The sequence below is a fragment of the Archangium primigenium genome, assembly GCF_016904885.1.
GTDB classification, from domain to species: domain Bacteria; phylum Myxococcota; class Myxococcia; order Myxococcales; family Myxococcaceae; genus Cystobacter; species Cystobacter primigenius.
The window spans coordinates 3,443,682-3,455,547 of record NZ_JADWYI010000001.1; the positions used below are offsets into that span (position 1 = coordinate 3,443,682).

Here is an 11,866-nt window from a genome sequence, read left to right on the forward strand (position 1 = left end):
CCGCGTTCCGTCTCAAGAGCGGCCTGTGGCCCGGGGTTGGGCGTACAGTGCGCGGACTTCACCCGGAGGAGAGCGATGGAAACGCTGTACGTGCGTCAGTTGAAGCTCGGGGCGATGAAGAACTTCGTGTACCTGGTGGGCCCGCGCGACTCCTCGGAGGTGCTGGTGGTGGACGCGGCGTGGGACGTGCCGGCCATCGAGCGGGCCCTCGTCGAGGACGGCAAGCGCCTGGTGGGGGCCTTCGTGTCGCACTGCCACGGCGACCACACCAATGGCCTGCCCGAGCTCCTGTCGCGCCACGACGTGCCCGTCTACGCCCAGCGCGCGGAGCTGGACTTCTCCGCGGACCTGCGCGGCCTGGCGCCCGGCGCCTTGCGGCCCCTGGATCCGGGCGCCGAGCTCACCGTGGGCGGCCGTGTCTTCCAGGCCCTGCACACCCCGGGACACACCCCGGGCTCGCACTGCCTGTTGGCCCAGGACGCGCTCGTGTCCGGGGACACCGTCTTCGTCAACGGCTGCGGCCGGTGCGACATGAAGGGGGGCGATCCCGAGGCCATGTACCGCTCCCTGTCCCAGGTGCTCGCCCGGGTGCCGGACCAGACCCGGCTCCTGCCGGGCCACGACTACGCGGACGTGCCCGTGGAGGCCCTGGGGGAGGTGCGGCGCAACAACCCCTACTTCGGCTTCGGGGACGTGGCCTCCTTCGTGGCCTACCGCATGCGGCCGCGCGGGTAGGACGGCCCCCGGGGGTTTCCCCCGCTGACAGGCTCCGTCCGGGAGGGTAGAAGCGAGGGGCCCCCCCTGCTTTCCCGGAGTCCCCCATGGCGGAGTTCACCCCCGACGTCGACCCGGCAGCGGTCGGCCTGGACGCGCGGCGCCTGTCGCGCATCGACGCGCACCTGCGCCGCTACCTCGACGAGGGCAAGCTCGCGGGCTGCCAGGTGATGGTGTCGCGCCACGGCAAGGTCGCGCACCTGTCCTCGCTGGGGCTCGCGGACCTGGAGACGGGCCGCCCCGTGGAGACGGACACGCTCTGGCGCATCTATTCGATGACCAAGCCCGTCACCTCCGTGGCCGCCATGATGCTCTGGGAGGAGGGCGCCTTCGAGCTCACGGATCCCGTGAGCAAGTGGCTGCCCGAGTTCGCCGCGCCGCGCGTCTACGTCGGCGGTCCGGCGGCCAAGCCCGTCACCGTGCCCGCCACGGAGCCCATCCGGGTGTGGCACCTGCTCACGCACACCGCGGGGCTCACCTACGGCTTCCACAAGGTGCACGTCACCGACGAGCTGCACCGCCTCAAGGGGTTCGAGGTGGGCGTGCCCCCGGGCCTGGACCTCGCCGGGTGCGTGCGCGCGTGGGCGGAGATCCCCCTGTCCTTCCAGCCCGGCGCCGAGTGGAACTACTCGGTGGCCACGGACGTGCTCGGCCGCCTCGTGGAGGTCGTCTCCGGCCAGTCGCTCGACACGTTCTTCGCCGAGCGCATCTTCAAGCCGCTGGGCATGACGGACACCGCCTTCTGGTGCCCCGAGGACAAGCACGGGCGGCTGGCGGCCCTGTACGCGGCGGCCCCGAGCGCGCGGCGGCCCGTGCGCATGGACGCCGTGGGCGAGGCCTTCAAGCGGCCTCCCACGTGGCTGTCGGGCGGGGGCGGGCTCGTGTCGTCGACGCGCGACTACACGCGCTTCACCTGGATGCTGCTCAACGGCGGCGAGCTGGACGGCGTGCGGCTCTTGTCTCCCCGGACGCTCGACTACATGACGGTCAACCACCTGCCGGGCGGCGCGGACCTCGCGACGTTCGGTCGGCCCCTGTTCGCCGAGACGCGCTTCGATGGCGTGGGCTTCGGCCTGGGCTTCGCCGTGGTGTTGGATCCCGTGGCCTACCGCACCCTGTCGAGCGTGGGCGAGTACCAGTGGGGCGGCATGGCGAGCACCGCCTTCTGGGTGGACCCCGTCGAGCAGCTCTCGGTGGTCTTCATGACGCAGCTCATGCCCTCGAGCGCCTACCCGCTGCGCTCCCAGCTGCGCCAGCTCGTCTACCAGGCCCTGGTCGATTGACGCGCCCGGGCGGCCTGGAAACGGTCGCCTGCGGGCGGCGGAAGCGATAGGGAGAAGGGCCATGAAGAAGGCCCTCCTGTTGCTGTCCCTCGCGAGTGCCCCGGTCCTGGCCGGGGAAGGGAAGTGGACCCCCCAGCAGGTCCTCGAGCTCAACCCCACGGAGCTCAAGAAACAGGGGCTGCAGGTGCCGCCCCAGCGGCTGTGGGATCCCAAGCGGGGCACGGGCCTGCTCGCGGGCACGGTGAACGTGGGCGGGTGCTCGGGCGCCTTCATCTCTGGCACGGGCCTGGTCATCACCAACCACCACTGCGCCTTCCCCATCATCCAGGAGCACAGCACCCCCGAGCGCGACCTCATCACCCAGGGCTTCCTGGCGACGAGCCGCGCCGAGGAGCTGCCGGGCAAGGGCGCGCGCATCCAGGTGCCCCGGGCCTTCACGGACGTGACGGCGCGGATGCTGGCCGCCGTGCCCTCCGGGGCGGATGATCTCGCGCGCTTCCAGGCGCTCGAGCGCGAGGAGAAGACGCTCATCGCCGAGTGCGAGAAGCGTCCCGCCACGCGCTGCATCCTGGCGCGCTTCGAGGGCGGCCTGCGCTACACGCTCATCGACTCGGTGGAGCTGACCGACTCGCGGCTCGTGTACGCGCCCCCGCGCGGCGTGGGCGAGTACGGCGGGGAGACGGACAACTGGACGTGGCCCCGCCACACCGGGGACTTCGCCATCCTGCGCGCCTACACGGCGCCGGACGGCTCGGCCGCCGCGTTCAACCCCCAGAACGTGCCCTACAAGGCCGAGTTCTTCTTCCCCCTGGCCACCGAGGGCGTCAAGCCGGACGACTTCGTGATGGTGCTCGGCTACCCCGGCATCACCTACCGGGCCCTGCTCGCCGACGAGATGGCCGAGCGGCTCACGCGCGTCTACCCGCGCCTCATCGACCTGTACGGCGAGGTCATCCGCATCCTGGAGGAGGAGGGCGCCCAGGATCCCGCCGGGAAGATCCTCCTGGCCTCCAACCTCAAGAGCCTGCACAACCGCTACAAGAACGCGGGCGGGCAGATCGCCGGCATCACCCGCGGCCACCTCGTGGACAAGCAGCGCGCCACCGAGGAGGCCGTGGTGGCCTGGGCCCGCACGCGGCCCGCCTTCGCCGGGGCGCTTAAGGCCCGCGAGGAATTGCTGTCCCAGGGCGAGCAGCGCGCCCGGACGTTCGAGCGCGAGCAGCTGCTCGACGCGATGGGCCTGGTCTCCAAGGGCACGGCCGTGTCCACGCGCCTGACGCGCTCGGCGGTGGAGCGGGCCAAGCCGGACCTCGAGCGTCAGCCGGAGTTCATGGAGCGCGAGCTGCCCCGGCAGCGCGACTGGCTGGAGCGCGAGCAGAAGAACTTCTTCGCCCCGGCGGACAAGCGCGTGCTGCTCATGCTCGTGCGGCGGGCCCAGGCGCTCGGGCCCGACTCGCGCATCGCGGCGATCGACCGCGCCTTCGGCCCCACGTTCTCGGAGAAGGAGACGGCCGCCAAGGTGGAGGCCCTGTACGCGGGCTCGAAGGTGTTCGACCTGACCGAGCGCATGAAGATGGTTGGCGAGACGGAGGCGCAGCTGCGCGCCCGGAAGGATCCCCTGCTGGACCTGGGCTTCGACCTGTCCGTGGAGCTCACGGCGCTGCGCACGGAGCGCGAGCGGCAGCAGGGCGCGGGCTCGCGGCTGCGGCCCGAGTGGCGCCGGGCCTTCCTCGCGCACGCGGGCAAGCCCGTGGCGCCGGACGCCAACGGCTCGCTGCGGGTGTCCTTCGCCAAGGTGAAGGGCTACGCCCCGCGCGACGGCGTCCTCTACACGCCGCAGACGACGCTCGCGGGCCTGGTGGAGAAGAACACGGGCAAGGTGCCCTTCGACGTGCCGGAGAAGGTGCTCCGCGCGGCCGAGGCCCGGCGCCACGGCCCCTGGAAGGACGCGCGGCTCGGGGACGTGCCGGTGGACTTCCTGTCCGACGCGGACACCACGGGCGGCAACTCGGGCAGCCCCACGGTCAACGGCAAGGGCCAGCTCGTGGGCGTCAACTTCGACCGCGTCTGGGAGAACGTGGCCAACGACTTCGGCTACAACCCGGACGTGGCGCGCAACGTGAGCGTGGACGTGCGCTACGTGCTGTGGCTGTTGGATCAGGTCGAGGACGCGGATGCCCTCCTGCGCGAGCTGGGCGTGCGCAAGGGGCCCGCGGCCCAGGAGCGGCGCTGACATGACGGACGGTCCCGACAGCGCGCTGCCCCCCCGGCCCGTCTTCCAGCCCGGGGAGAAGGTCTGCGGCAACTGCAAGCTGTGGGCGGCGCACTCGGTGGATCACCGGGGCTGGGTGGGCGTCTGCCGGCTGCAGGCCGAGCGCGGCCTGTTCCCGCCCTCGGCGCCCCTGTGCAACAAGTTCACGCCCCGGGGCGTGGCCACCGCCACCGTCGGAGTTCCCGTCCGGCGCGAGCGGGCGGTGCGCACCGTGGCGCCGGTGGTACGCCGGCGGGAGCACTCGCCGGACGAGTTGGTGGACCTGGAAGGCCTGGAGCTGAACATGACGCGCGCGGAACTGATGGAACTCATCCGGGAGGCGGTGGGCGAGGGTGGAGATGCCCCGCTCGCCCAGAAGTGGGAGGGTGGCACGCTCCGGCTCGTGCCCGGCAAGGCGGAGGTGCAGAGCCGCGACATCCCCCTGGACACCTTCTTCCACAAGATCGTCATGGTGCGCGACCGGCTCCGGGTGATGGAGCAGAAGCTCAATGCCCACCCGAAGCTGTCGGACGCCGAGAAGGTGGAGATGCAGGCGCAGATCACCCGCATCTACGGCTCGCTCACGAGCTTCAACCTGCTCTTCCGCGACAAGGACGATCAGTTCATCGGCGCGAAGTCCGACGACTGAGGGCTCAGCGCCTCCAGCCGCGCGCCTCCAGCTCCTCCTGGGCGCGCTGGCGGCCCCGGTGCAGGGCGCTCTTCACCGTGCCCTCGGGGATGCGCAGCAGGGTGGCGATCTCCGGGTAGCTGTAGCCGCGCATCTCCCGCAGCCACAGCACCTGGCGCTGCTGCTCGCTCACCTGGCCCAGCGCCTGTTCGAACTGCCGCTGCATCTCGGCGCCCACCGCCTGACCCTCGGGCGAGGCGGACTCCTCGGGCTCGTGGTGCAGCCGCTCGCGCCGCCGCCGGGCGCGCAGCCAGTTGATGCTGCTGTTGACCATGACCCGGTGCAGCCAGGTGCCCGAGGACGCCCGGCCATCCAGGCCCTGGGGGCGCAGCGCCAGGCGGGTGAACACGTCCTGCACCACGTCCTCGGCGTCATCCGCGTCCCCCACGATGCGGCGGGCGATTCGCAGGGCACGGGTACGATACTGACGGTACAGCTCGGTGAATGCGGGGAAAGGGAGGACCGCGACATCCATGGTGTTGCCTCCTCGGCCCCCTTATCGGGGTGCCTGAAAGAGGAAACGCATCGGCCGCGGGAAGGATCTAATCGCCTTTTCCGGGACAGGCGGGGTTGATCGCCTGCCCCGGGATGTCGGTGAAGCTACGCTTCCGGCTCCTCTTCCTGCTCCTGGCGCGTGAGCCCCCACTCCTTGAGGCGCTTGAAGAGGGTGGAGCGGGCCACGCCCAGCTCGCGGGCCACGCGCTCGCGGTTGTTGTTGTAGCGGCGCAGCGCCGCCTCGACGATCTGCCGCTCCAGTTTGAGCAGCATCTGCTCGAGCGTCATGCCCGGAGGCAGCTCGGGCACGGCCACGCCCGTCTCGCGGTTCACCTCCTGGTCGAAGGTGATGTCGGCGGGCTCGATGCTCGGGCCCTTGCGCAGGAGCAGCGCGCGGTGCACCACGTTGCGCAGCTCGCGGATGTTGCCCGGCCACACGTGCTGCTGCAGCCGCTCCACGGCGGTCGGGCTCAGGCGCACCGTCTGGCCCCGCGGCGTGTACAGGCGCAGGAAGTTCTCGGCCAGCGCGAGGATGTCACCCTTGCGGCTGCGCAGCGGCGGCAGGTGCAGGGGCACCACGCACAGCCGGTAGTACAGGTCCTCACGGAAGCGCCCCTCGCGCGAGGCCGAGAGCAGATCCCGGTTCGTGGCGGCCACCACCCGCACATCCACGTGCACGGGGCGGCTGGCGCCCACGCGCTTGATCTCCCCGCTCTCCAGGGCCCGCAGCAGCTTGGCCTGCAGGTCCACCGGCAGCTCGCCGATCTCGTCGAGGAACAACGTCCCGCCGTCCGCCTCCTCGAAGGCGCCCTTGCGCGCGTTGGTGGCGCCGGTGAACGAGCCCTTCTCGTGGCCGAACAGCTCGCTCTCGATGAGCTCCTTGGAGATGGCGGCGCAGTTGACGGGGATGAAGGGCTTGTCGACGCGCTGCGAGCACTCGTGCAGCGCGCGGGCCACCAGCTCCTTGCCGGTGCCCGACTCGCCGAGGATGGCCACCGCGGCGGTGGAGGGCGCCACGCGCTGGATGAGGTCCACGAGCTGGCGCATGGACGCGTCCGAGCCGATGAGCCCGTGGAAGGACTGCTCGCGGCGCGTGGCCGACACCGGCTCGAGGATGAGGTCCGTCTCGCCCACGCGCAGCGTCGTGGGCAGCCCCACCTGCACCTCGAAGACGCGCACCGGGCCGAGCCACGTGCCGTTGGTGGAGTGGGTGTCCACCACCTGGAAGGTGCCCTCGCGCCGGACCACCTTCAGGTGGCGGCCGGAGATGAAGGGGTCCTGCACCACCAGGTCACACGTGGGATCCTTGCCCACGGTGAAGCTGTCGGACTGCAGCTTGTGCACGGCCTCCTGGGCACCCTGGCGCACGCGGACCTGGGCTGGCTGCCAGCGCGTGGCCGTGTCCCGGGGCTGGGCCTCGGTGCGCGAGCCGACCTCCGTGGGGCCCTCGCCCTGACCGCCGCCCTGCAGCCGGAACACGGCGCTCCACTGCCCGAGCGCCAGGTCCGCGCCGTCCGCGAGCACCCCGCGCGTCATGGGACTGCCCGCCACGAACGTGCCCTTGCCGGACAGATCCTCCAGCGTGCACTGCGCGCCGTCGAAGGCGAGCGCCACCTGTCTCCGGCTCACCTCGGGATCGGGAATGACGACATCGCTCTTGTCGCCCCGGCCGAGCACCATGCGCTCGCGCCCCATTCCAACCCTGAGAACCTCCTCGCCCCGACGAAAGAACACCAGCTCTGGCACCGAGCCCTCCCCATGTGAAGTCGCGGGCCCCTCCTAACCCGTGGAGAAGCCGTCTCGCAACAACCATAGGTGATTTTCGGGGTAGGGCCGGGAAGGCTGACCTCTCACGTCAGCCCCGGGGCGCGGCGGCCCGCGCGGCTCAGCGCATCTGGCCGCGGGGCGGCCCGAACGTGGGCCGGTTGAAGAAGCCCGACAGGTGCGCCACGCGGAACTTCGGATCCGCCTTGTCCGTGGGCAGCATGGTCAGGCCCGCGCCGAGCAGACCCAGCCGCTTGGTGAAGTCCGGCTCGGCGTTGAGCTTGAAGCTCATGTCCGGCTGGCTCACGTCCAGGCGCTGACCCAGCTTCACCGTGCCCGAGCCCTGGATCTCCAGGTCCTCGCTCTTGCTCTGCATCGTCTCGATGGTGCCCAGGCCCTTGTCGATCTTGATGCGCGTGTCCAGGTCGCCCAGGGCGATCTTCGGCAGGTCCATGGGGGTGGGCTGGCCGTACATGGGCACGGTGACGTTGCCGCCCTGGATGATGAGGCCCCGGGTGTCCAGCGAGAGCTGACCATTGGCCAGGCTCAGGTCGGGCTGGCCGCGCGTCTTGGGCAGGACGAGATCGAGCGAGCCGTTGAGCTTGCCCACCAGGTCCATGCCGCTGAAGCCCTTGAGGTTGCCACCCGAGGCATCCAGGTTGGACAGCGCCACCGCGACCTTCACGTCGCCCAGGCCGCCCACGTGGCCGCTGATGCTGCCGCCCATGAGCCTCGCGTGGAAGGCCACGCCCGGGGGCAGCAGCGCGGGCCGCACCGCCACCGAGTCGATCGTCAGGGGCTCTCCCAGCTCCTCGGGGCCGGGCATCATCTTCGCGTTGCTCGCCAGCAGGCTGTGCAACTCGGGCGTCATCCCGTTGGGCACCTTGCTCAGGCGCACCTGGGTGGCGGTGAGCCCCCGGAGCCCCGGCCGCAGCGAGCCGACGCGCAGCGCGTAGCCCGCGTCCGCCGCGGCGTCCACGGCGCGCACGCGCAGCGTGTCGTACGGGAAGGTGAGGAAGAGGCACAGCACGAAGGCCAGGAGCGAGAACACCCCATAGCCCAGGACAAGCTTCCAGCGAGCGATCCGGTTCTCGGTAGCCATGGTCATTGCGGCTTCATCTTGTAGGTGGCGACGGTCGTCCAGGCCGTCAGGGTGTCCGTGGAGGCGTGGGGCTCCAGGCGCAGGCTCTTCACCTTCACCACGCCCGGCCCTCGCTCCACCGACGCCAGGAAGTCATGCAGCTTGCGCAGGTCCACGTCGGTGAAGGTCAGCTCCACCGAGCTCTCCACGATCTGCCCGTCGCCCAGGTTCACGTCGTTCTTGGGCGTCATGTTGGGCACGCTCAGCCCGGCGAGCGTGGCCTTCTCCTCCACGTAGCTGATGAGGCGCACGTTGCTGCCCGTCAGCTGCTGCTCCACGCCCTGGCGCTCCTGGGCGGCCTCGCGGTAGCTCGCCGCGAGCACCTGCACCTGGCGCAGCTTGTCCAGCTTCTGGTCCGTGCGCTTGCGGTAGCCGCTGGCCGTGGTGGAGAAGGACATGAGGATGACGAAGAGCACGAAGGCCGCCACCGCGCCGGACGTGGCCAGCACCATGCTGCGCTCGCGGCTGGTGAGCCGGTCGAACCAGGCCTTCGCGTCGTTGAGCATTTCCCGCAGCTTGTCCATCGCCTAGCCCTCCCTCGCCAGCTGGGTCTGCCCCTCGCACTGCACCTGGATGTCCAGGCGGAAGGACACCTTGTTGCCCTCGCGGGTCTTCTCCACCTTGCCCTCCTTCACTTCCTTGAAGCAGCGGTGGCCCCGGATGGCCGAGGCGATGGTGTCGATCTGCTTGGAGCTGTCCGTCACGCCGCGCACGCTGATGCGCTCCAGGTCGATGTCGATGCGGTCGAACGTCACCGGCACGTCCGCGGGCACCCGCTGCGTCAGCTCCGCCAGCAGGTTGACGGCGGACAGCTTCGGCAGCGCCGCGGTGGGGCTCTCCACGCCCTTGAGCCGGTTGAGCGCCAGGTCGTAGTTCTTCTCGCAGCTGCCGAGGATGCGCTGGGTCACGTCGCACAGCACGCGGTCCACCTGGGCCTCACGGCGCGCGAGCACGGAGTTGCGCACCACGCCGCTGGCGATGAGCAGGAGCAGCAGCGTGGCGGCGAACGAGGCGAGGAGCCCCACCTTGTCCTTGAGGTAGTCGTAGTCGCCCTTGAAGGCGAACTCGCCCCGGCGCAGGTTGAAGCGCGGCGCCTTGGCGCCCGACGCCTGGCCTCGCAGCGCCAGCGAGTAGGCCTGCTGGGCCACCGGATGCTCCGCCTCGGGCAGGTTCACCGAGGCCCCGAGCGGCAGCGACAGCACGCGCGTGGGCAGGCCCAGGTCCCGGCTCAGCTGCTCGGCGAGGCCCGGCATGCGGGCCGTTCCGCCACACAGCAATACGCTCGTCACCGGCCGGCGCGAGCGCGCGGTGAAGGCCTTGAAGGACGGCCGCAGCTCGCGCAGCACCGGCTGCAGGCCGCGCACGAACGCCGTCGCGGCGCGCTCCCCCTCGGGGCCCTGCGCCTGGGCGGCGCTCGCCAGCGCGCCGTGCGACTCCTTCCAGTGGTGGGCCTCGGGCAGGGGCGTCTGGAACTCGGTGGCCAGCGCGCGGCTGAGGTTCGCGCCGCCGCCGGAGAAGGTGCGCGCGAACTCCACGCCCATGCCGGGCCGGCCAATGGCCAGCGTCGTGCGCTCGTGGCCGATGTCCACGATGGCCACCGACTCGTCGGACTCCGGCTGCTGCAAGAGCAGGTTCTGGTAGGTGATGCCCGGGTGGGTCACCACGCGCGGGTCCACGCCCAGCTCGTTGAGCAGCGCCATGAGCGTGGCGAGCTCCTGGCGGCGCACCACGCCCACCAGCAGCTCGCTGCCCTTGTCCTTCACCTGCGAGGCGACCTGGTAGTCGAAGACGGCCTCTTCCAGGTCGAACGGCAGCTGGCTGCCCACCTCGAAGGCGATGGTGGCGTCGATGCGCTTGGGGTCCGAGAAGGGCAGGGCGAGCTGGTGCGTCACCAGGGACGGGCCGGGCAGCGCCACCACCACGTGGTCGGGGTTGGCCAGCTCGGGGCGTGCCAGCAGCTCGCGCAGGGCGTTGCGCAGCGTCTCCTGCCGCTCGCCCTCCGCGCGGCGCACCTCGCCCCAGGCCTTCACGGCCGAGGCGCGGGCATTCGTGTCGATCAGCAGCCCCTTCACCGAGTGGCTGCCCAGGTCCAGACCGAGAATCCGGGCCATCGTTATTCCTCTCTCCAGTACACGAGCTTTCCCAGCCCGTCGTCCAGGCGGATGACGGCGGTGAGGGTCTTCTGGACCGACCCCGCCTCTCCCACGGACTTGATGGTGAATGTCGTACTCTTGTCGCCGAGGAAGCGGTTGCCCGCCACGTTCGCCCGGATGGCCGGGTTGACGGCGATGCCGGCGGACTCGATGGCAGTCACGAAGTCCGCCACGCCCATGCCGAAGAAGCTGAAGGCGCGCGCCGCGCGGATGCGGCTGATGAGCTCCTGCACGAAGACCGGGTCCCGCAGGCGGGGATCCGGACGCGCGGGGTCCGCCGCGGACAGGATGGCCATGTACATCATCAGCGGGTCATCCGTGTTCACGTTGGGCTTGGAGTTCTGGTCCGGGTAGACGGTGAGCCGGTCGCGGAACGCCGCCATGAAGCGGTCGTTCACCCCGTGCACCCGGTACAGCTCGTCCAGGCTGTCGAAGCGCGCGTTCTTCGGCTCGTAGCGCGGGTCATACCGGCTGTAGGCCGAGCCCTCGTCGGAGAAGCCATCCACGAACGGGCCCGCCGCGGACACCAGGTCCAGCGCGGAGGCCGTCTTGTTCTCGTCGATCCAGTCCTTGATGGCGATGAGCACGTCCTGCGGCGTCACGCGGACCTTGTTGGCGTCGTCGCGCGAGAACAGGAACTCGAAGCGCTTGTCGCTCATCATGTCCATGAGCCGCATGGCGGTGGGCAGCGCGTCGCCCTGGCCCGCGTTGAGCCGCAGGAGGTTGAGCTTCTCCTCCTCGTCGGAGATGGTGGACAGGAAGCAGCCGCTGAACGAGCCGAAGGAGCGCTTGGGGGAGGCATCGGCGAGCGCCGCCGCCACGTCCTCGTCCTCATGGAGCGCGGAGCCCGCGGGGCCCGCCGTGCCCGGTGCGTCGTCTCCGCCCTCACCGTCCTCGCCGCCGCCCGGCACCAGACCCCGGAGCATGTGGCAGTCCACGCGCGCCAGCTTCCACAGCTGGATGTTGAGCGAGGAGGCCGGCTGCTGCTGGCCCGCCGCGCCCGGCGTCGCACCCCCGGCGCCCGCGCCCCCCATCAGCTGGCTGAGCATGCCGCCGATGTTGGGGATGGGCATCTGGTCGACCTGCTTCTGGAAGCGCAGCAGCAGCCGGGAGAGCGCCACGCCCGAGCGGGCCATGTAGAGCGCCTGCACCTCGTCACGCTGGTTGGTGGCCAGCTGCAGGTCCACGCGCGTGTTGTAGGCGAACTCCGTGGCCACCACGGTGAGCAGGGTGATGGCCACCACCGCGATGATGAGCGCCACGCCACGCTGGCGGCGCTGGGACCGGGGCGGGCGCTGGGGAGGGGCGTTCGTCATC

Annotated in this window: 10 protein-coding genes; 4 read left to right on the forward strand and 6 right to left on the reverse strand. The window is 70.9% G+C overall.

The window, feature by feature from the left end; translation table 11 throughout:
• Window positions 1-75 precede the first annotated feature (75 nt).
• The 4 genes from I3V78_RS14330 (at window position 76) to I3V78_RS14345 (ending at window position 4,957) form a co-directional block, all read left to right on the forward strand.
• Window positions 76-735: an MBL fold metallo-hydrolase gene (locus I3V78_RS14330; RefSeq protein WP_204488178.1), complete on the forward strand. Its 660-nt coding sequence runs from the start codon at window positions 76-78 to the stop codon at window positions 733-735.
• A gap of 86 nt (window positions 736-821) precedes the next feature.
• Complete coding sequence (locus I3V78_RS14335) at window positions 822-2,057, forward strand: serine hydrolase domain-containing protein (RefSeq protein WP_204488180.1); 1,236 nt, start codon at window positions 822-824, stop codon at window positions 2,055-2,057.
• 61 nt (window positions 2,058-2,118) lie between these two features.
• Entirely contained in the window at window positions 2,119-4,290 is a 2,172-nt protein-coding gene (locus I3V78_RS14340; RefSeq protein WP_204488183.1) for a S46 family peptidase, read from the forward strand.
• 1 nt (window position 4,291) lies between these two features.
• Entirely contained in the window at window positions 4,292-4,957 is a 666-nt protein-coding gene (locus I3V78_RS14345) for a hypothetical protein (RefSeq protein WP_204488185.1), read from the forward strand.
• 4 nt (window positions 4,958-4,961) lie between these two features.
• Here I3V78_RS14345 and I3V78_RS14350 read toward each other — a convergent pair whose 3' ends face one another.
• The 6 genes from I3V78_RS14350 to I3V78_RS14375 all read right to left on the reverse strand — a co-directional run bounded on the left by I3V78_RS14350 (window position 4,962) and on the right by I3V78_RS14375 (window position 11,865).
• Entirely contained in the window at window positions 4,962-5,471 is a 510-nt protein-coding gene (locus I3V78_RS14350) for an RNA polymerase sigma factor (protein WP_204488187.1), read from the reverse strand.
• Between the two features lie 125 nt (window positions 5,472-5,596).
• Window positions 5,597-7,237, reverse strand: coding sequence for a sigma 54-interacting transcriptional regulator (locus tag I3V78_RS14355; RefSeq protein WP_204488189.1), 1,641 nt, complete (start codon window positions 7,235-7,237; stop codon window positions 5,597-5,599).
• 139 nt (window positions 7,238-7,376) lie between these two features.
• The gene (gene gspN, locus I3V78_RS14360; protein ID WP_204488191.1) at window positions 7,377-8,357 is read right to left on the reverse strand and encodes a type II secretion system protein GspN; all 981 of its coding nucleotides are present in this window, start codon (window positions 8,355-8,357) and stop codon (window positions 7,377-7,379) included.
• A 2-nt stretch (window positions 8,358-8,359) separates the two neighbouring features.
• The gene (gene gspM, locus I3V78_RS14365) at window positions 8,360-8,920 is read right to left on the reverse strand and encodes a type II secretion system protein GspM (RefSeq protein WP_204488199.1); all 561 of its coding nucleotides are present in this window, start codon (window positions 8,918-8,920) and stop codon (window positions 8,360-8,362) included.
• Between the two features lie 3 nt (window positions 8,921-8,923).
• Window positions 8,924-10,507, reverse strand: coding sequence for a pilus assembly protein PilM (gene pilM, locus I3V78_RS14370; protein ID WP_204488201.1), 1,584 nt, complete (start codon window positions 10,505-10,507; stop codon window positions 8,924-8,926).
• A 2-nt stretch (window positions 10,508-10,509) separates the two neighbouring features.
• On the reverse strand, window positions 10,510-11,865 hold the full coding sequence (locus I3V78_RS14375; RefSeq protein WP_204488207.1) for a type II secretion system minor pseudopilin: 1,356 nt from the start codon (window positions 11,863-11,865) through the stop codon (window positions 10,510-10,512).
• Window position 11,866 lies beyond the last annotated feature (1 nt).